15 protein-coding genes are annotated in these 19554 nt (G+C 66.7%); 8 read left to right on the top strand and 7 right to left on the bottom strand.

The window, feature by feature from the left end:
* Positions 1 to 195: 195 nt before the first annotated feature.
* Positions 196 to 1044 (top strand): alpha/beta fold hydrolase, encoded by an 849-nt coding sequence (locus tag JYA52_RS02090; RefSeq protein ID WP_205651492.1) that lies wholly within the window; start codon positions 196 to 198, stop codon positions 1042 to 1044.
* Positions 1045 to 1126: 82 nt separating this feature from the next.
* Here the strand turns inward: JYA52_RS02090 and ptsP are convergent, their stop codons facing one another.
* Positions 1127 to 2812, bottom strand: coding sequence for a phosphoenolpyruvate--protein phosphotransferase (ptsP, locus tag JYA52_RS02085; protein ID WP_205651491.1), 1686 nt, complete (start codon positions 2810 to 2812; stop codon positions 1127 to 1129).
* A 161-nt stretch (positions 2813 to 2973) separates the two neighbouring features.
* Between ptsP and JYA52_RS02080 the strand changes: the two genes are divergently transcribed.
* Genes JYA52_RS02080 through JYA52_RS02070 form a run of 3 tightly spaced genes read left to right on the top strand, consistent with a single transcriptional unit; the run spans position 2974 to position 6938 of the window.
* Positions 2974 to 3702 carry a TetR/AcrR family transcriptional regulator gene (locus JYA52_RS02080; RefSeq protein ID WP_205651490.1) on the top strand — a complete coding sequence of 243 codons (729 nt, stop codon included), beginning with the start codon at positions 2974 to 2976 and terminating at the stop codon, positions 3700 to 3702.
* A gap of 57 nt (positions 3703 to 3759) precedes the next feature.
* Positions 3760 to 5775, top strand: coding sequence for a PTS mannitol transporter subunit IICBA (locus tag JYA52_RS02075; RefSeq protein ID WP_205651489.1), 2016 nt, complete (start codon positions 3760 to 3762; stop codon positions 5773 to 5775).
* The gene (locus JYA52_RS02070) at positions 5775 to 6938 is read left to right on the top strand and encodes a mannitol-1-phosphate 5-dehydrogenase (protein WP_205651488.1); all 1164 of its coding nucleotides are present in this window, start codon (positions 5775 to 5777) and stop codon (positions 6936 to 6938) included. The genes JYA52_RS02075 and JYA52_RS02070 overlap by 1 nt, the downstream gene beginning before the upstream one ends.
* Before the next feature lie 434 nt (positions 6939 to 7372).
* Here JYA52_RS02070 and JYA52_RS02065 read toward each other — a convergent pair whose 3' ends face one another.
* The 6 genes from JYA52_RS02065 to JYA52_RS02040 all read right to left on the bottom strand — a co-directional run bounded on the left by JYA52_RS02065 (position 7373) and on the right by JYA52_RS02040 (position 15223).
* Positions 7373 to 8365, bottom strand: coding sequence for a pirin family protein (locus JYA52_RS02065; RefSeq protein WP_205651487.1), 993 nt, complete (start codon positions 8363 to 8365; stop codon positions 7373 to 7375).
* Between the two features lie 104 nt (positions 8366 to 8469).
* The gene (locus JYA52_RS02060; protein ID WP_205651486.1) at positions 8470 to 9930 is read right to left on the bottom strand and encodes an amino acid permease; all 1461 of its coding nucleotides are present in this window, start codon (positions 9928 to 9930) and stop codon (positions 8470 to 8472) included.
* 200 nt (positions 9931 to 10130) lie between these two features.
* On the bottom strand, positions 10131 to 11570 hold the full coding sequence (locus tag JYA52_RS02055) for a sugar porter family MFS transporter (protein WP_205651485.1): 1440 nt from the start codon (positions 11568 to 11570) through the stop codon (positions 10131 to 10133).
* 188 nt (positions 11571 to 11758) lie between these two features.
* Complete coding sequence (locus tag JYA52_RS02050) at positions 11759 to 13423, bottom strand: MDR family MFS transporter (protein WP_205651484.1); 1665 nt, start codon at positions 13421 to 13423, stop codon at positions 11759 to 11761.
* A 124-nt stretch (positions 13424 to 13547) separates the two neighbouring features.
* Positions 13548 to 14057: a ribonuclease E activity regulator RraA gene (rraA, locus tag JYA52_RS02045; protein WP_205651483.1), complete on the bottom strand. Its 510-nt coding sequence runs from the start codon at positions 14055 to 14057 to the stop codon at positions 13548 to 13550.
* A 44-nt stretch (positions 14058 to 14101) separates the two neighbouring features.
* Positions 14102 to 15223: a thermonuclease family protein gene (locus tag JYA52_RS02040; RefSeq protein ID WP_205651482.1), complete on the bottom strand. Its 1122-nt coding sequence runs from the start codon at positions 15221 to 15223 to the stop codon at positions 14102 to 14104.
* 162 nt (positions 15224 to 15385) lie between these two features.
* Between JYA52_RS02040 and JYA52_RS02035 the strand changes: the two genes are divergently transcribed.
* The 4 genes from JYA52_RS02035 (at position 15386) to JYA52_RS02020 (ending at position 19550) form a co-directional block, all read left to right on the top strand.
* Entirely contained in the window at positions 15386 to 16687 is a 1302-nt protein-coding gene (locus JYA52_RS02035) for an MFS transporter (protein WP_205651481.1), read from the top strand.
* A gap of 138 nt (positions 16688 to 16825) precedes the next feature.
* On the top strand, positions 16826 to 17425 hold the full coding sequence (locus JYA52_RS02030; RefSeq protein ID WP_205651494.1) for a TetR/AcrR family transcriptional regulator: 600 nt from the start codon (positions 16826 to 16828) through the stop codon (positions 17423 to 17425).
* A 279-nt stretch (positions 17426 to 17704) separates the two neighbouring features.
* Positions 17705 to 18910 (top strand): NAD(P)-dependent malic enzyme, encoded by a 1206-nt coding sequence (locus JYA52_RS02025; protein WP_205651480.1) that lies wholly within the window; start codon positions 17705 to 17707, stop codon positions 18908 to 18910.
* Between the two features lie 136 nt (positions 18911 to 19046).
* Positions 19047 to 19550 carry a DUF456 domain-containing protein gene (locus JYA52_RS02020; protein ID WP_205651479.1) on the top strand — a complete coding sequence of 168 codons (504 nt, stop codon included), beginning with the start codon at positions 19047 to 19049 and terminating at the stop codon, positions 19548 to 19550.
* The last annotated feature ends 4 nt before the right edge of the window (positions 19551 to 19554 follow it).

Here is a 19554-nt window from a genome sequence, read left to right as displayed (position 1 = left end):
GGCAAGCAACGCTCGACGCCTGCTACGCCCGCAACCCACACCGATACCGGAACCAACCCTCAGCACCGGGAGTCCCTCCCAAAGCCGGGATCAACAACAAACAAACCACCCCGCTGTCACAAACAGCTTGATATATACCGGACCAAGGCCGGTCCTGCGGGGCAAGGCCGCGCGTGCGGCGGGTATGCTCGGCGGATGAAACTTAGCGGCGGAGTGGATGTGGCGGCAAACGGCCTGACGGGCCGCGTTTACACGTCGGCGACGGCCTCGGGGCAGGGTGCCGGGGCGTCCGGCGAGGCCCGGCCTTCCGCTGCGCGGCAGCACACCGCAGCGGACACGCAGGTTTTCGTGCTGCTGCACGGCATCGGCGTCTCGCACCGCTACTTTGCGCGGCTGCACCGTGAGCTGGCGAGCGGCAGGCAGGCGCGCGACGCCGTCGTCTATTCCTTTGATCTGCCCGGCTTCGGCGGCACCCCGCGGCCCGGCGGCCAGGTCTCGGTGGGCGAATATGCCGCCTTCGTCGCGGCCGTCCTCTCCGACGCCGGCGTCCGCTCCTGCGTGGTGGTGGGCCATTCCATGGGTGCGCAGTTCGCCGTGGAACTCGCCCTGCAGGAGCCGGGGCTGGTCAGCCGGGTGGTGCTCATGGGCCCGGTGGTGGACCCTGCCCGGAGGAGCGCGGCGTGGCATTCGCTGGCTTTGACGAAGGACGCGCTGTTCAGCGAAAGTCCGGCCACCAACGTGGTGGTGTTCGGCGACTATTTCAAGACTGGCCTCCGCTGGTACCTGACGCAGTTGCCCGTCATGTTGGGCTATCCGCTGGAGACGCGGGTCTGCGGCGTGGCCCAGCCTGTGCTGGTGCTCCGGGGCGGCAGGGACCCGATTGCCCGCCGCCCGTGGTGCGAGTTCCTCGCTTCCCAGGCGCAGCACGGCACGTTTGTGGACGTGCTGGGGCGCGGCCACGTCGTCCAGGACACTGCCCCGGAGGCCGTGGCCCAGGTCATTGTGCACTGGGCAAGCACGGCGGCCGGCGACGTCACGGCCTAGGCAATGCGCCGACGCCTCAGCGGCAGAGGCCGGCACCCGAGTGCTGCCCGGGCACCGGCCCCTCACTGAATAACCCGCCTGATTACAGGCCGAGCTCCTCGAGGACGGGAAGCTTCTCCCGGACCCACGCCCGCGCCTCGGTGGCGCTGGGTGCGGAGAGGGCCAGCTTGGCCAGTTCCTGGGCCTCGGCCAGCGTGACGGTCTTGAGGACGGCGGCCACGGCGGCCAGGGACCGGGCCGTCATGGACAGGGTGTTCACTCCGAGCCCGGTCAGTACGACGGCGAGGGCCGGGTCGGCTGCTGCTTCACCACAGACTCCCACCGGCTTGTTGTGGCCTTCCGCGGCTGCGCCTTCCACCGTGAGCCCCACGAGGCGCAGCACGGCCGGCTGCCAGGGCGTGTTCAGGCCGGCAAGTGGGCCGAGCTGGCGGTCGGCGGCCATCGCGTACTGCGTCAGGTCGTTGGTGCCCAGGCTGGCGAAGCCAACCTCGCGGAGGATGGCGTCCGCGGTGAGGGCGGCGGACGGGACCTCCACCATCACGCCAGGCGTCTTGATGCCGGCTTCGGCGCACATCGAGGCGAACCGGGCAGCTTCCTCCGCGGTGGAAATCATCGGTGCCATGACCCAGACATCGGCCTCGGACTGCTTTTCGGCAAGTGCGATGGCCTCGAGCTGGCGGTCCAGCACTCCCGGCGTGGTGAAGTCCGTACGGTAGCCCCGGACGCCGAGGGCGGGGTTGGGTTCGGTGGAGTCGGTGAGGAAGGGAAGCGGCTTGTCGGCGCCGGCGTCCAGGGTCCGCAGGACCACCTTCTTGCCGGGGAAGGCATCGAAGACGCCCTTGTACGCGGCGGCCTGCTCTTCGACGCTAGGTTCGGTGTCGCGCTCCAGGAAGCAGAATTCCGTGCGGAACAGACCCACGCCCTGCGCCCCGAGCTTCGCTGCCGCTGCGGCGTCCTTGGCCCCACCCACGTTGGCGAGGAGCGGGACCAGATGACCGTCCGCCGTCGCGCCCGTGCCGCTGAACTCGGCGAGGAGGGACGCAGTGGCCGCCCAGGCCTCGGCCGCGGCGCGCAGCGACTCGTCCGGGTCCGCGGTGATGGAGCCGGCGGCGCCGTCAACATAGACCTCGGTGCCGTCCGTCAGCTCGTCAACGCCCACGGCGGCCACAACCGCCGGCAGGCCGAGGGAGCGGGCGATGATGGCGGTGTGCGACTGCGGGCCGCCGCCTGCCGTCACCAGCGCGAGGACCTTGTTCGGGTCCAGGGTAGCGGTGTCAGCCGGCGCCAGGTCTTCGGCCACGAGGATGAAGGGGGTCTCGGACGTGGGAATGCCGGGGGCGGGCACGCCCCGGAGCTCAGCAACGATGCGGGCGCGGACGTCCAGGATGTCCGTGGCGCGCTCCGCCATGTAGCCGCCCAGGTTGTGCAGCATTTCGGAAACCGAATTGCCGGACTCCCAGATGGCGCGCTGGGCCGAGGTGCCGCGGGCGACGAGCTTCGCCGCGCCCTTGATCAGCATGGTGTCCTTGGCCATCAGCGCCGTCGCTTCCAGGACGGCCTTGCCATCGCCGGTGGCGTGGTCGGCGCGGGCCTTCAGCTCATCGTGGACCGCGGTGGCCGCCGCCTTCAGCGCTGCCGTCGCCTCCTCGGGGGTGGTGCCTGCCGGCAGCTGCTCGCCGGCCGGAGGTTCGCTGATGGGCTTGGGCATCTGACGGATGGTGCCGATGATGCGGCCTGGGCTGACGCCAACTCCTGGGAAGTTCTGCACTGAAGGTCCTCGTTCTCTGCCGGTAGCCAGGCCCGCCGGTCTCTGCCCGGACTGCTCCGAGCTGGTCGGAACAGCTGCGTCCGACGGTGTTTTGCGGTGCCTGAAAAAATTGTATGTGATGCAGTTCATATAGCGTTGCTATAGGTGCTAGGGTAGCGGTTATGAGTTTCGATGGCCAGCTACCGCCCAAGATGAGGCTGCTGCGTGCGGCAGCCGAGTTACTGGCCAAATCCGCGGGGGCGCCCGTCTCCACCCGTCAGATCACCCAACTGGCGGGGGTGACTGCGCCCACCCTGTACCACCACTTTGGTGACAAGGAAGGCCTGTTTGACGCCGTTGTTGCCGCGGGTTTTGAAGAATATGTGGCGGGCGAACGCGACTTCGCCCCGTCCGGGCAGCCGCTGGAAGACATCCGGCGGATGTGGGACAACCACGTGCAGTTCGGGCTTAATCAGCCGGAACTCTATCTGGTCATGTTCGGTAACATCCGCCCGGAGAGCCGCCCCGCCATCGTGGCCGATGCCGAGGCGCTGATGGAGGAGATGCTGAACAAGGCCGCCGCGGCCGGGCAGCTGAATGTCCAGCCGCGGGAAGCTGCCAGGAGCATCCTGGCGGCCAACGTGGGCGTCACGCTCATGCTGATTGCGGAACCGGCCACGGACCGGAACCTCGAACTCTCCACCATGACCCGGGACGCCATGATCTTCGCGGTGTCGACGGACCAGGCAAAGGCCGCGTCACCGGATGATTCCGGCAAATCGTCGGTAGTTGTGGCGGCCATAGCCCTCAATGCGGCGCTGCAGGCATCGCACTCGGACCAGCTCTCCAGCTCGGAACTCAAGCTCTTTCTCGAATGGCTCCACCGGATCTCCACGAGCCCCAACAGCTAGTCGTTGAAAATATCGGACCATCCTGCGGAGCAGCAGGAATCACGGTTAGGAAATCACATGGCAACAGAGACAGTTGCAAAACCCAAGACCAGCGCGCGGGTGCACGTCCAGAAGTTCGGGACGTTCCTGTCCGGCATGATCATGCCCAATATCGGGGCATTCATCGCCTGGGGCCTCATCACGGCGCTCTTCATTGAAAAGGGCTGGATCCCCGTACCGCAGCTTGGCGGCTTCGGCACCAACGCAGAGGGCGTGCCGAACACGGGCCTTGTGGGCCCCATGATCACCTACCTGCTGCCGCTCCTGATCGCCTATACCGGCGGCAGGATGGTTTACGACGTCCGCGGTGGCGTCGTTGGGGCCATCGGCACCATGGGCGTGATCGTCGGCGCCGGCATCCCGATGTTCATCGGCGCCATGATCATGGGCCCGCTTGGCGGCTGGACCATGAAGAAGATCGACTCCATCTGGGAGGGAAAGATCCGGCCCGGCTTCGAGATGCTGGTGAACAACTTCTCCGCCGGCATCTGGGGCGCCCTATTGGCCATGCTCGGCTTCTACGGCATCTCGCCGCTGGTCACGGCCTTCAGCACAGGTGCGGGCAACGTGGTCCAGTTCCTGGTCAACAACGGCCTCCTGCCCCTGACCAGCATTTTCATTGAACCGGCCAAGGTGCTCTTCCTGAACAACGCCATCAACCACGGCGTGCTGACCCCGCTGGGCATCCAGCAGTCGCTGGAGCAGGGCAAATCCATCCTGTTCCTGCTCGAAGCCAACCCCGGCCCGGGCCTCGGCATTCTGCTCGCCTACATGTTCTTTGGCCGCGGCGCTGCAAAGGCGTCGGCCCCCGGCGCCGCGATCATCCACTTCCTCGGCGGCATCCACGAAATCTACTTCCCGTACGTGCTGATGCGCCCGATGCTGATCCTTGCTGCCATCGCGGGCGGCATGACGGGGATCGCGACGCTCGCCGTCACCGGTTCCGGGCTCGTGGCCCCTGCCGCCCCGGGGTCCATCATCGCGGTGATCGCCCAGACATCCCGTGACAGCTACTTCGGCGTGATCCTCGCGGTGCTGCTCGCGGCCACCGCTTCCTTCCTGGTCGCCTCGGTGATCCTGAAGACCACGCGCCACAGCGACGAGGGCGACCTCAATGCCGCGACCTCGAAGATGGAAGCCATGAAGGGCAAGAAGAGCTCCGTGTCCTCCGTCCTGACCGGCGCCGGCGCAGGTGCCGGCGGTGTTGCCGTGATGGCAGGCCCCATCAAGAACATCGTCTTCGCCTGCGACGCCGGCATGGGCTCCAGTGCCATGGGCGCCTCGGTGCTGCGGAACAAGATCAAGGCCGCCGGCTTCCCAGACGTCAAGGTCACCAACGCCTCCATCGCGAACCTCAGCGACACCTACGACGTCGTGGTCACCCACCAGGACCTCACCGAACGCGCCAAGCCTGCCACCTCCAGCGCCGTGCACGTCTCCGTGGACAACTTCATGAACAGCCCGCGCTATGAGGAGATCGTGGAACTGGTTCAGAGGAGCAACTCTGCGGAAACGGCTGCTCCTGCCGCTGCTGCGGCACCCGCCGCCGAGGCGCCCGCCGAAGCCGCCGGCGAGGCTCCCGCTAAAGCCGGCACCCCGCCGTCGGACATCCTGGTCGCAGAGAGCGTGGTCCTCAACGGCTCCGCCTCCACCCGTGACGCTGCCATCGACGAAGCGGGCCAGCTCCTGCTGGCACGGGGAGCCGTGGACAACGACTACATCCTCGCAATGCACGAACGCGAGGAATCCGTGTCCACGTACATGGGCAGCTTCCTGGCCATCCCGCACGGCACCAACGCCGCCAAGGACCACATCATGAAGTCCGCCGTGTCCGTGATCCGGTACCCGGACGGCATCGACTGGAACGGCAAGCAGGTCAAGTTCGTAGTCGGCGTGGCGGGCGTCAACAACGAGCACCTCCACATCCTGTCCTCGATCGCGAAGGTCTTCACGAACAAGGCGCAGGTAGCGCAGCTGGAGGCCGCAACATCTGTGGACGAGGTCCTGGAACTCTTCGGAAAGGTCAACGCATAGTGAAGGCAGTACATTTCGGAGCCGGAAACATCGGCCGCGGGTTTGTGGGGCTGCTGCTGCATCAGGCCGGATACGAGGTGGTTTTCGCTGATGTTGCGGATGCCCTGATTACCCAGCTGGCCGCCGCGGACAGCTACCAAGTGCACGAGGTAGGGGAGAGCCCGACCGTGAGCACTGTGGACAACTTCCGGGCGATCAACTCCAGCACGCAGGAGTCGCAGCTGATCGAGGAGATCGCGACGGCGGACATCGTCACCACCGCCGTGGGACCGCACATCCTCAAGTTCGTGGCCCCCGCCATTGCGAAGGGCATCGCCGTCCGTGAGGCAGGCAAGGCGCCGCTGCAGGTAATGGCCTGTGAGAACGCCATCAACGCCACGGACATCCTGCGCGAGGCGATCGTGTCGTGCTGGGATGACGCCGCGGGGCCGCTGGACGAGGCGGCGGTGTTTGCCAACACTGCCGTGGACAGGATCGTGCCCAACCAGGAACCGGGCCAGGGTCTGGATGTCACGGTGGAGACGTTCTACGAGTGGGTCATCGACCGCACGCCCTTCGGAGGTGCCGCGCCCGTCATTCCCGGCGCCACGTTCGTGGACGAGCTGGGGCCCTACATCGAGCGGAAGCTGTTCACGGTCAACACGGGGCACGCCTCGGCCGCGTATTTTGGCTTCGAGGCCGGGCTGGAGAAGATCTCGGAGGCCATGGCCGATCAGGATGTGGCGGCGGACGTGCGTGCCGTGCTCGACGAAACCAAGCAGCTGCTGGTGGCCAAGCACGGGTTCAACCACGACGAGCAGGAAGCCTACGTGCAGAAGATCCTGGGGCGCTTCACCAACCCGCACCTGCCGGACACAGTGCACCGGGTTGGCCGGGCCCCGCTGCGCAAACTCAGCCGGCACGAGCGGTTCATCGGCCCTGCCGCTGAACTCGCCGAGCGGGGCATCGTGCCGGAAGCGCTGCTCGGGGCGATCGCGTCGGCCCTGCGGTTCAACGACCCCGCCGACGCCGAAGCGGTGGAGCTGGGGCAGATCCTGGCGTCCTCCGAGCCGGCCGAGGCGACTGAGCGGATCACCGGGCTCACGTCCGAGCACCCGCTGTTCGCGGCCGTCTGCGGCCTGGTCGAGGAGCGCAAAGCGGAAGGCGTTACCGCCACCGTTTAAGCACTACGGCAAGGCCTCCCGCAACGCACGAACGCAAAGCCCCAACGCCGGAACTCAAAACGAACGACGCCGGAACTCCAGAAGGTGAGTTCCGGCGTCGTGCGTTTAATCCCCGGCCGACCCTCCCTCATATCCTGCAACGTTTCTCTCGACGCTCCCTCACGTCTTGCGACGTTTTTGCTGACGCTCCCTCACATCCTGCAACGTTTCTCCTGACGCTCCCGCAGTTTCTGCAGAAAAAGGGCGACCCTCCCGCAGTTCACGTTCAGGCTGGCTCCGGCCGGGAGCAAGTGCTGCGGGAGGGTTGGCGGTTTGGCCGCCAAAACTGCGGGAGGGTTGGCGGTTTGGCCGCCAAAACTGCGGGAGGGTTGGTGGTTTGGCGGCCAAAACTGCGGGAGGGTTGGCGGTTGGCGGTTGGCGGCGCGCTAAACCGCTTAGCTCCGGGGCCGCAGGCGGGTGGTGGGAAGCGCGGGCGCGGGGAGGGCAGCGGGCTCGCCGGCGGGGAACGTGCCGAAGCGCAGCGTGCCTCCGGTGCCTGGCCCGGCTGGATGTTCCGCGCCGATCTCTGTCTGCCACTGTTCCCTGTAGCTGACGATCTCCTCGTGGCTGCGGCCCACGAAGTTCCACCACATGAGGATCTTCTCGCCGAGCGGCTCGCCCCCGATGAGGAGCACCCGCACGGGATCGTCGCCGGCGGTGAGGGTCAGGGAGTCGCGGCCCACGGGCAGGAACGCCAGATGGTCCACGGCAACCGGATGGCCGTCCAGGTGCAGGGAGCCCGCGTCCAGCAGCACTCCGTGCTCAAAGGCGGGGTCAGTGGCAAGCTCCAGCGAGGTGCCCGGTTCGAGCAGGATCTCCGCCCCGAGGAGCGGGCTGTGCGTCGTAACCGGCGAGGTGCTGCCGGAGAGGGAGCCCAGGAAGACGCGCAGGGTCCAGCCTTCTCCCGTGACGGGTTCCGGGCGGTAGCTCTCGAAGGTGGGCTCCATGTGGCGGGCGGTGTCCGGGAGGGCCACCCAGAGCTGGGCGCCGTGCAGCACGTCCGTGTCCGGTGTGGAAAATTCCGAGTGGCTGATGCCCCTGCCTGCTGTCATCAGGTTGATCTCGCCGGGCCGAACCATGGCGTGGAACCCTGCGGAGTCCCGGTGCTCGACCTCGCCGGTGAAGAGCCAGCTGACAGTCTGAAGGCCGGTGTGGGGGTGGCGGGGGACCCGCATTCCGCCGGTCGCACCGACACGGTCCGGACCGTAATGGTCCAGGAAGCACCAGGCGCCGATGAGGCTGCGCTGGCGTTGGGGCAGGGTGCGGCGCACGTCCATGGCCCTGGGCCCGCCCAGCGGCACTGCGCGGGGGGCGAGGATTTCGATATCGGTGGCGGCTCCCGCCGCCTCGCAAAGCATTTCCCGGGGGACGGCTTCGATGTTGCTCATGGGGACAAGCCTAGCCCTGCTCCGCCCGGACCCGAACGGCAGTTGTGACACTGCCGTCCGGGTCTGCGTGGAGACCGGGCCTGAGTCCGGTGAAACGGCTCCAGTTAGCGTGCTGACGCAGTCTCGGCGTCGGCCATGGCCTTCCACTCAGCCACACGCGCCTGGTGCAGCGGTGAACGGCGGACCACCGCGTAGGCGGCGCCGAGGACCGCGAACCAGAGCGGGGTGACGAGCAGCGCCGTCAGCGTGTCCGGCTGGGTGGTGAGAGCCCAGACGAGGAACGCGAAGAAGGCGAACACCACCCAGACCATGGGAATACCGCCGGGCATCTTGAACGGTGAGGACTTGTGCAGTTCGGGGCGGCGCTTCCGGAACACCAGGTAGCTGGCCAGAATGATGGACCAGACGAACATGAAGCAGACGGCGGAGACGGTGGTGACCATGTCGAACGCCACTCCGACGTCCTTGCCCGCGTAAAGGAGTGCCACGCCGGCGAGCAGCAGGACGCACGAAAGGAACAGCGCGTTCTGCGGGACCTTCCGGCTGGAGAGGCGGCCGAACAGCTTGGGGGCATCGCCGTCGTTCGCGAGGCCGAAGACCATGCGCGAAGTGGAATATATGCCGGAGTTGGCCGAGGACATGGCTGAGGTCAGCACCACGAGGTTCACCACCATGGCCGCCATGCCCAGTCCCGCCAGGGAGAACATGCCGATGAACGGGCTGTGGCCGGCCTGGAACTCGGTCCACGGGGTAACGGACATCAGGATGATCAGCGCGCCCACGTAGAAGAGCATGACGCGCAGCGGAATGGCGTTGATGGCGCGGGGCAGGTTGTGCTCGGGGTTTTTGGTTTCGGCCGCTGCCGTACCTACGAGTTCAATGCCCACGAAAGCGAAGACGGCAATCTGGAAACCCGCCACGAAGCCCATGAACTCCCGGGGGAAGAAGCCCCCGTGGCTCCAGAGGTTCGTGAAGCTGGCTGTGCCGGCGTCGGACTGGAACCCGGTAAGAATCATCACCAGGCCCACTGCGATAAGTGCCACGATGGCCACGATCTTGATCAGCGCGAACCAGAACTCGGTCTCGCCGAAGGCCTTGACGGTCGGGAGGTTCAGCAGCAGCAGGATGACGATGGTGGCGATGCCTGGGATCCACAGCTGGATGCCGGGCCACAGCTCGTTGGCGTAGCCGGCAATCGCGATCACGTCGGCGACACCTGTGACAACCCAGCAGAACCAGTAGGTCCAGCCGGTGAAGAAGCCGGCCCACGGACCCAGGAGGTCGCCGGCGAAGTCGCTAAAGGACTTGTAGTTCAGGTTGGACAGCAGGAGCTGGCCCATGGCCCGCATCACGAAGAAGAGCATGAAGCCGATGATCATGTACACGAAGATCACGGACGGTCCGGCCACCGAAATCGTCTTGCCGGAGCCCATGAAGAGGCCGGTGCCGATGGCGCCGCCGATGGCCAACAGCTGGATGTGCCGGTTGCTCAGCGAGCGTGAAAGGTGGGGCTCGCTGTCCTGGCTGGAGGCAGTTCTCTGCCCGGTGGTTGTCTGCTCAGACATGTGCAAAATCCTTTGAAAGGACCGCCGCGAGGGTGGCGGCGGTTACAAAATCAGCCTTTCCAACCTACACGGTGCCCGTGCAGGAGGCCGTATTGGCGGTCCGGCCAAGGCCCGCCCGAAAGCCCGCCACAGACGGCAGAAGGCGCCAGCATTCCATCGGAACGCTGGCGCCTCCACATGTCCGGGGGGCTAAGAGCCGGTCAGACCTTAACGGACCCCTTTGGAACAAACAGGGTTTCGGCCTGTTCCAGCGACATGCCGTTCGTCTCCGGCACCTTGTACATGACGAAGAAGAATGAGGCCGCGGCGAACAGCGCGTACATGGCGTACGTCAGCGGCAGCGACGCGGCGGCCATCACAGGGAAGCTCAGGGTGATGGCGAAGTTGGCGATCCACTGGGCGGCGGCGGCCAGGCCCAGGGCGCGGGCGCGGATCCGGGACGGGAAGATCTCACCGAGCAGCACCCAGACGAGCGGGCCCCAGGAGGCGCCGAAGCTGATCACGAAGACGTTCGCGGCAACCAGGGCAACGGGCCCCCAGGCGCCGGGCAGGGAGATTTCGGACCCGGTGCCCCGCGCCGAGGCGAAGGCCACGGCCATGGCACCGAGCGAGACGGCCATGCCGATGGAACCGGCCAGCAGGATGGGCCGGCGCCCGATCCGGTCGACGAGGGCGATGGCCACGAGCGTCACCAGGATGTTGGTGACGGAGGTGGCCACGGAGATGGTGAGCGAGTCCTTCTCCTGGAAGCCCACGGCCTTCCACAGCGTGGTGGAGTAGTAGAAGATCACGTTGATGCCCACGAACTGCTGCAGCACGGAGAGCGTGATGCCGATCCAGACGACGGCCTGGAGGCCAAAGGTCTTGCCGCGGAGCGAACCCTTCTTCCCCGCGAGCTGGTCCTCCTCGATGGCCTCGCGGATTTCGCGCAGGTGGCGGTCGGTGTCCTCCTGGGGTGCGATGGAGTCGAAGACCTTGCGTGCTTCGGCTTCCTTGCCCTGGATGACGAGGAAACGCGGGGATTCAGGCAGGGTGTAGGAGATCCAGCCGTAGACCACGGCGGGCAGGGCGGCGCCCAGGAACATCCAGCGCCAGGCCTCGATTCCCAGCCAGAACGGCTGGTCGGCGCCGCCGGCGGACGTGGCGAAGAGCGCATCGGACAGCAGCGCGGCGAAGATACCCGTGGTGATCGCGAGCTGCTGCAGGGAGGCGAGGCGGCCGCGGACGTGCCTCGGGGAGATCTCGGAGATGTACGCGGGCGCGATCACGGACGCCAGGCCAATGCCCAGGCCGCCGACGAGGCGCCAGAAGATCAGGTCCCAGACGCCGAAGGCGAAGCCGGTGCCGACAGCGCTGACCAGGAACAGCAGGGCGCCGAGCTTCATGGCGGGGATGCGGCCGTAGCGGTCGGCGACCTTGCCGGCCATGTAGGCGCCGGCGGCGCATCCCAGGAGGGCAACGGCCACGGCGAAGCCTGTCACGGCTTCGCTCAGTGCGAATTCGTCCTTCATGGCGTCGACGGCTCCGTTGACCACGGAGGAGTCAAAGCCGAACAGGAAGCCTCCCACGGCGCCGGCAAGCGCCAGCCAAATGACCCGTTTCGGGATCTTGGCGGTAGTTTGCTCGTTGGCGGTGGACATGGTTCTCCCTTGGATTTGGGGTTGGTTTCTGCGGTGCGGACGTCGTCGGCTGCGGTACCGGCCCAGACGGCCGGCGCACACGCGCCTAACAGTGTGGCACGTCACGGCCCGCTGTTCCACTTCGGGACAGAAGACGACGACGGCGGGACGTCCCGCCGTCGTCGTGCTTCCCTGCGTTGTCCCGGTGGTCAGTGCGCGGCGACCGGCTCGGATCCCGCGTCCTGCGCAGCGGCTTTGGGGTCCGTGAGCTTCTTGTTCGGCAGGGCGAGGCTGATCAGGAAGGCGACGCCGGTGAGGGCCGCGGCGGTGAGCATCACCGCGTCGATCGACTGCGCGAAGCCCTCCGTGATGGGCCGGGTCAGCACGGGGTTGGCGGAGTGGAGCCAGCTGGTGTCGTTCAGGGAATCGTTCGTGGCGCCGTTCTTGAAGAACTCGTAGAGCTTGGCGTTCGCGGGGTCGGCGGCCACGGCGGGGTCCTGGAGGACCTTGAGGAAGTCCGCGCTCTGCATGGCGTCCTTCATGCCGCTGCCGATTTTGTCCGCGGCGAGGCTGAACAGCATGGAGATGAACACCGCCGTTCCCACGGCGCCGCCCATGGAGCGGAAGAATGCGGCGGAGGAAGTGCCCACACCCATGTCCTTCGGCGGGACGGAGACCTGCATGGCGAGCGTGAGCGGCTGCATGCAGAAGCCCAGGCCCAGGCCGAAGAACACCGCGATCAGGCCCGGGACCCAGAGGCCGGTGTCCACGCCGAGGGACAGGCCCATGGCGACGGCGGCCGCTGTCAGGATGGACGTGCCCAGGATCGGGAAGATCCTGTAGGTGCCGGATGCCGAGATGGTGCGGCCTGCGGTGATGGAGCCCGAGAGGATGCCCACGGTGAAGGTGATCATCATCAGCCCGGCCTCGGTGGGCGTGAGGCCCTTCACCAGCTGCAGGTACATGGGCAGCATGGCGATGGCGCCGAACATGCCGATGCCGATGATGAAGTTCAGCAGCGAGGACAGGCCGAAGGTGACGTTCCGGAAGAGGCGCAGCGGGATGAGCGCGTAGTCCCCGGCGCGCTTTTCGGCAGCCAGGAAGGCAGCAATCCCGATGACGCCCAGGCCGATGCAGAGCAGGGAGGCCGCCGACGTCCAGCCCCAGCTGCGGCCCTGTTCGGCGACGAGCAGCAGCGGCACGATGGCCAGGGTGATCGCGGCCGCGCCCCAGTAATCGATTTTCTGCTTCGCGTGCTTGGCGGGAAGGTGCAGGTACAGGAACACCACGGCCAGTGCGGCCAGCCCGATCGGCAGGTTGATGAAGAACACCCAGCGCCACCCGTCAAAGCCCAGGATGTTGGCGGAACCGGCGAAGGCGCCGCCCACCACCGGGCCGAGCACCGAAGAGATGCCGAAGACGGACATGAAGTAGCCCTGGAACTTGGACCGGTCCTTGAGCGAGACGATGTCACCGATGATGGTCAGTGCGAGGGCCAGCAGGCCGCCGGCGCCCATGCCCTGGATGCCGCGGGCAATGGCCAGCTCTGTCATGGAGTGCACCGAGCCGGCGTACAGGGAGCCGGCCAGGAAGATCACGATGGCGGCCAGATACAGCGGGCGGCGGCCGAAGATATCGCTCAGCTTGCCGTACAGCGGGGTGGTGACGGTAGAGGTGATGAGGTAGGCGGTGGTGGCCCAGGCCTGCAGCGAGAGGCCGTCCAGGTCGTTGGCGATGGTGTAGATGGACGTGGAGACGATGGTCTGGTCCAGCGATGAGAGGAACATGCCGAGCATGAGCCCCACCATGACGGTGATGGTTTGCCGTTTGGTCAGGACCTCTCCGGGTGCGGGTCCGGCGGTGGTTTTGGACATGGGTGCTCCAAGGGAAGAAAGGGGGCGCGCAATTGATAGTTGCTTTCAGTAACTATATTACTTTCCGCTTTGTTCCCGCAGGCCGGAATTTTTATCGTTTCCGAGTTTTACCGCGCGCCGGGCTTTACCGCTCCACGAGGATGCCGTCCGGGTCACACCAGATCCTGGCGCCGGGGCGGATGGTCACGCCGTCGATCAGCAGGTCAACGTCCGTCTCCCCGGCGCCCGCCTTGGCGCTTTTGCGCGGGTTGCTGCCCAGGGCCTTGACGCCGAGCGGCAGCTCCGCGATCGCCTCGCGGTCGCGGATGGCCCCGTGAATGACGACGCCGGCCCAGCCGTTTGCCACGGCGCTCGCCGCGATCATGTCCCCCATCAGGGCGGTGCGCAGCGAGCCGTTGCCGTCGACCACCAGTACGGCGCCGTTGCCCGGCGAGCCAAGGGTGGACTTGACGAGCGCGTTGTCCTCGAGGCAGCGGATGGTCCGGACCGGGCCGCTGAAATGGGAGTGGCCGCCAAGGGACTGGAACTGCAGGGCGATGGAGGCCAGTTCCTCGCCCCGTTCGTCGTAAAGGTCAGCGGTGCTGATGGCCGCCGTCTGGCGAGCCGTGGAATTGTCGGCAGGGGAAGCGGTCATTGGTTCTCCTAAAGGACGCTGTCTGTTGCGTGCGTGAAGCTTAATTATCCGCAAGGCCTCCACGTCTTGCCGCCCGGCGCGTAGCACCGCGGGCCAGTGTAGCCAGGGTAGGGGTCGGTAACCGGTGCCGGAGCTGCCGGCGGAACGTACACCGGCGGTGCGGGTGGCACATAGACCGGCGGGAGGTTCCTGATTCTTTCGGCCTCTGCGGCTGCGGCGGCCTCAGAGGCAGCCCTGGCTTCGGCCGCAGCCGCCGCATCAGCAGCCGCCTTCACAGCAGCGGCCTTCGCTGCGGCTTCAGCCTTCACACGGGCCACCTTCGCAGCAGCTGCCGCATCGGCAAGTCTCTTCTTCTTGCCCTTGATTGCTGTCTGGCGTGCCGTCGCCGCGGTGGCTGAAGAGTCTAGCCGGGAGACGAGCGCAGCCAGCGTGGCTGGCGGCTGCGCAGCCCACTCGACTTTGCTTTTAGCCGCTGAGGCCGTCTTGAGTGCAGCGATGGTCGCGAGGGCTGTCACGAGTCCCGTATTGGCCTTGTCGAGTCCGGACGTTGACTCCTGGAGCGGAAGCGCAGTGATCGTCTCCACCGCTGCAACCGCCTTCTCAACCTGCTGTGCGGGCAGACAGGCGATCGCCGTCGAGTTGAGTCCAACGGCGCGGGTCCGTGCCTCTTCGAAGGCCTCCTCAACCGGCGGATAAAACTTGCGGTTGGGCTCAACAAGCATCGGAATGCCCATGCCCTGGCGCGCGACCTCCGCATTGATCAAAGTTCCTGATGCATCGAAAACCCCGGCGAGTGTGCGCCCGTATTTGTCGGTTGGCTCTTCGTCGAGCTCCAGGCGGACCACCGAGCCGACGGGAAGGAGCTGCTCCAAGGCGGCGGTGGCTTCGGGCCCGAGGCACTCGACGGGAGCATTCGGGTCCTTGGTTTCCGGCGTGTCCACATTGAGCAGGCGGATGGTCTTCTCCCCGGCACTGGTCATTGCAACGAAGGTGTCTCCGTCAATGATGCGGCTGACAGTGGCCTCGTTGGTTGGCGCACCTTGGCTGGCAGCGGAGGACGCTTGTTGGGAGTTGTTGGTGGTGCATGCTGTGAGTATCAAGGCGACAGCAACAGCCGCAGAGGCGGATTTGAGAACGGCGCGAAGGTCCGAGTTTTGTAGCGACAAGATGCATTCCCCCCATGGAATGAGTGATGAGTGACTCTGCAGAGATCCCCAGTGGCAAGAGGTGCACAGGCAAGGCATTCTATCGCCGCAATGAACGCTGTTCCGCGCGTCTTGGAGATAGTCTGATTTCACACGATCAATACCGTTCAGGGGGAGCCTGCCATGAGTCTGTCGGACATTCCGGGTGCAGTTCCCGAACCTGGGCTGGTGGGCCCGCGGCAGGGCACTGCGCTCGCCGAGCCGACGGACCGAGTCAGGCCGCTGTGGACCACCGGCGTGGTGTTGGTCAACCTCGGCATCAACGCCGCGTTCTTCGGTCCCATCCAGGTGTTGCTTAGCCAGCAGGCAGAGCACTTCGACCCCGGCCAGAAGGAAGCGATCCTCGCGCTCGTGACCGGTGCCGGTGCGGCGGTGTCGATGGTGGCGAACCCCCTCTTCGGCGCCTTCAGTGACCGGACCACTTCCCGCTTCGGCCGGCGCGTGCCTTGGGTGCTCGCGGGCGCGATCCTGGGCGCCGCAGCGCTGATCGGCCTGGCCGGTGCGCCGAACGTGGCCGTCATGACACTGCTGTGGTGCCTGGTGCAGGCAGGCTGCAACGGCGCCTACGCGGCCATCACCGCTGCCGTCCCCGACCGGGTGCCCGTGCCCCAGCGCGCCACCGTGGGAGGGCTGGCCGCGATGGGCCAGACGGTGGGCATCCTGCTCGGTGCGGTGATTGCCGCCGTCGTCAGCGGGAATTTCGCGCTGGGCTACGTGGCGTGTGCCGCGGCCCTGGTGGCCGGCGTTGTCATGTATCTGTTCAAGAGCGACGACGCGCCCCTCCCTGCGGCAGCACGGCCCGCGCTGAACTGGGCCGACTTCATGTTCAGCTTCATCCGGCCGCTGCGCCACCCCGACTTCGCATGGGCGTGGATCACCCGGCTGCTCGTCAATATCGGCAACCACATGGTCACGCTCTACCTGCTGTTCTTCCTCGCGGACGCTGTTCACCTGAAGGAGACCACGGGAATGGAGCCGGCAGTTGGAGTGCTGGTGCTGACCGGGCTCTACTGTGTGTTCGTGATCATCACCAGTGTGATCGGCGGCAGGCTCAGCGATCGCATGGGCAAGCGCAAGCCGCTCGTCATCGCATCCTCGGCCATCATTGCGGCGGCTTCGCTGATTCTCGCCTTTGCCCCCACCTGGATCGGGGGCATCGTGGGTGCGAGCGTCCTCGGCATCGGGTTCGGCGCCTACCTCGCCGTGGACTTCGCCCTGATCACCCAGGTCCTGCCCAGCGCCGGGGACCGCGGCAAGGACCTCGGCGTCATCAACATCGCCAACTCGCTGCCGCAGGTGATTGCTCCGGTCCTTGCCTGGCCCTTCGTGACCCTCTGGGGAGGCTACGTTTCGCTCTACGTCGCCGCTGCGGTGATCGGCCTGCTGGGCGCAGTGTTCGTAGTGAAGATCAAGGGCGTCGACTGAGACCGGCTGCCGGTCCGCCTCGGCCAGGCAGCGGCCTGCGGCCGGAAAGCCTTGCCGTATAGTTGACTGCGAATTGCGGGCAGGACCGGGATGGGGACTCTCCTGGCTCCGCAGGAATCTCAACCCTCCGGACTGATGATGCTTGAATTTAATCCAGATCTTCCGCCCATGGCCGCACCTCCCTCCCTGCCCCGGCAGCAGGCACGCTATGCCCGCATCCTGGACGTCGCGGCGGGCTTCGCTCGCAAGGGAATCAAGTCCGTGACCCTGCCCGAGGTTGCCGCCAAGGCTAATGTCCCGCTCAGCACCCTCTACCGCTACTTCCCCTCCGCCACGCACCTCATGCTTGCCCTCTACCGGCATCAGCTGAGCGAACTCAAGGTGAGCACCTGGCCCGGCGCCGGAACAGTGCGCATCCACGCCCTGTCCGGCGTGGTGATGGAAATTTTCCACATGCGCGTGATGCAGCCAGCCGTGGAGCATTGCCTCAGCAAGGGCGTCTACGTCAAAGACCGTGACACCACGGCGCTGCTTCGTGAGATTGACGCCCTGTCCGAGCGGGCCGTGACCTCAGCCAGCGGCGACGCCGCCATCTCCCGCGTGCTGCTGCTGACAGTGACCGGTCTAGTCCAGTCGGTCCGCTGCCGGCGCCTGTCGCTGTTCGAGGCGGAGGAAGACCTGAAGAACGCCTGTTCTCTGCTGGTCCCCCGGCCCCGCTCCATGCGCCACACTGCGTAACCGGTCTAGACCACTGCCCCGTTTTTTCGGCCATATCCGGTGAATTCGGCCACAGGAACCGCCTAATCCCGGCCGCAAGCCGCCAAATGGCAAATAGCGGGGCCCCGCCCTGTTTACCATTGCAGGACCGGAGTGGCTAGCAACCCGCACCACGCGGGCTTCCGGACAGGCCCCGCCACCCTGTGGGCCCGTCAGCGAAGCGCGCACCTGACCATCTTGAGCCTCCCACGCTTGAGCCATACTGTGCCGTGCGCCCACGGCTAGCCAGGAGACAACGTCGTGTCCATTGAAACGATTGCCCCCATCGACAACACCGCGGCCGAAGCGCTGACGGAGCAGGAAATCTTTGCTTCCCACGAGGGCGGCAAGCTCTCCATCACCAGCACCGTCCCGCTCGCCAACAAGCGCGACCTTTCCATCGCCTACACGCCCGGCGTCGCCCAGGTCAGCCGTGCCATCCACGCTGATCCGGAACTTGCCAAGACCCACACCTGGGCCCAGCGCCTGGTTGCCGTGGTCAGCGACGGCACCGCCGTTCTGGGCCTCGGCAACATCGGCGCCAGCGCCTCCCTGCCGGTCATGGAGGGCAAGTCCGCCCTCTTCAAGGCCTTCGGCGAGCTGGACTCTATCCCGCTGGTCCTCAACACCACGGATGTGGACGAGATCGTGGAAACGCTCGTCCGGCTCCGCCCCAGCTTCGGCGCCGTCAACCTGGAAGACGTCTCCGCACCGCGCTGCTTTGAGCTGGAAGAGAAGCTCATCGAAGCCCTCGATTGCCCCGTGATGCACGATGACCAGCACGGCACCGCCGTCGTGGTCCTCGCCGCGCTGACGGGAGCCGCCAAGGTCACCGGCCGCGAACTCGAAGGCCTGCGCGTGGTGGTGTCCGGCGCCGGAGCCGCAGGCATCGCCGTCGCGGAGATCCTCCTCACGGCCGGCATCAAGGATGTGGTGCTGCTGGACTCCCGCGGCGCCATCAGCGCGGAGCGCGCCGACATCGCCGCCGACCCCGCCAGCAAGAAGGCCCAGATGGCGCAGCGCAGCAACCCGCGCGGTATCACCGGCGGTCCCGGCGAAGCCCTCCTCGCCGCAGACGTCTTCGTCGGCGTTTCGTCCTCCAAGCTGGACGAGGAGCACCTGAAGCTGATGAACCACAGCTCCATCGTGTTCGCGCTGTCCAACCCCGACCCGGAAGTGCTGCCGGACGTTGCCGCCAGGTACGCGGCCGTCGTGGCCACCGGCCGCAGCGACTTCCCCAACCAGATCAACAACGTCCTGGCGTTCCCCGGAATCTTCCGCGGTGCGCTCGACGCCGGCGCCCGCCGCATCACCCCGGCCATGAAGCTGGCCGCAGCCCGCGCCATCGCTGAACTGGCTGAGGACAACCTGTCCGCCGACTACATCGTGCCCAGCCCGCTGGACCCGCGCGTCGCACCGGCCGTGACGGCCGCCGTCGCCGCCGCTGCAGCGGAAGGCGCCGTCTGAACCGGCGGGGCTGACTGAAATCACGACGGCGGTGCCTCCCCTTGCCGGGAGGCGCCGCCGTCGTCGTTCTTGAGCGAGCGCCTGGCAAAAGGGAGCGCCTCCGAAGCCGCCCGCCGCCGGACCCTAGACTGGGGGCATGAACGCCCAGACCGTCGTGACCATCCTGTGCGGCCTGGCCATCGTCGTGGGCGTGGCCGGCACCGTCATTCCCGTGCTGCCCGGGAGCTTCCTGATCGGCCTGAGCCTGCTGGCCTGGGCCATCTGGGGAGGCGAAGGGGCCACCGGCTGGGTGGTCTTCGGCATCGGCATGATTTTCGTGCTGGCGGGCATGGCGGCCAGTGCCGTGCTGGCCGGGCGCAAGCTCAAACAGCACAGAATTCCCAACCGGAGCGTCGCGGCCGGCATCGTGCTGGGCATCGCGGGCATGTTCCTCATCCCCGTGGTGGGCCTCTTTGTGGGCTTCGCCGCCGGGCTGCTGCTCAGCGAGCTCCACCGGACGCGGAACCTCGGCACCGCCCTGACCACCAGCTGGGCCGCCCTCAAAGCCACCGGCCTGGGCATCCTCGTGGAGTTCGGCCTGGCCTGCCTTGCCGCCAGTACCTGGGTGATCGGCGTGTGGGTGGGCGCGGCGTCAGGCTAGATTC

The organism is Arthrobacter pascens, from assembly GCF_017052465.1.
In the GTDB taxonomy this organism is placed as follows: domain Bacteria; phylum Actinomycetota; class Actinomycetes; order Actinomycetales; family Micrococcaceae; genus Arthrobacter; species Arthrobacter pascens.
Note: the sequence above shows the minus strand (reverse complement) of the source record. Positions and strands in the feature narration are given on the sequence as shown.

Excerpts from the sequence above, each read along its gene's own strand:
- rraA (WP_205651483.1), bottom strand. The coding sequence starts at position 14,057 with ATGACCGCTTCCCCTGCCGACAATTCCACGGCTCGCCAGACGGCGGCC.
- JYA52_RS02065 (WP_205651487.1), bottom strand. The coding sequence starts at position 8,365 with ATGAGCAACATCGAAGCCGTCCCCCGGGAAATGCTTTGCGAGGCGGCG.
- JYA52_RS02030 (WP_205651494.1), top strand. The coding sequence starts at position 16,826 with ATGCTTGAATTTAATCCAGATCTTCCGCCCATGGCCGCACCTCCCTCC.
- JYA52_RS02055 (WP_205651485.1), bottom strand. The coding sequence starts at position 11,570 with ATGTCCACCGCCAACGAGCAAACTACCGCCAAGATCCCGAAACGGGTC.
- JYA52_RS02075 (WP_205651489.1), top strand. The coding sequence starts at position 3,760 with ATGGCAACAGAGACAGTTGCAAAACCCAAGACCAGCGCGCGGGTGCAC.
- JYA52_RS02090 (WP_205651492.1), top strand. The coding sequence starts at position 196 with ATGAAACTTAGCGGCGGAGTGGATGTGGCGGCAAACGGCCTGACGGGC.
- JYA52_RS02035 (WP_205651481.1), top strand. The coding sequence starts at position 15,386 with ATGAGTCTGTCGGACATTCCGGGTGCAGTTCCCGAACCTGGGCTGGTG.
- JYA52_RS02020 (WP_205651479.1), top strand. The coding sequence starts at position 19,047 with ATGAACGCCCAGACCGTCGTGACCATCCTGTGCGGCCTGGCCATCGTC.
- JYA52_RS02050 (WP_205651484.1), bottom strand. The coding sequence starts at position 13,423 with ATGTCCAAAACCACCGCCGGACCCGCACCCGGAGAGGTCCTGACCAAA.
- JYA52_RS02080 (WP_205651490.1), top strand. The coding sequence starts at position 2,974 with ATGAGTTTCGATGGCCAGCTACCGCCCAAGATGAGGCTGCTGCGTGCG.
- JYA52_RS02060 (WP_205651486.1), bottom strand. The coding sequence starts at position 9,930 with ATGTCTGAGCAGACAACCACCGGGCAGAGAACTGCCTCCAGCCAGGAC.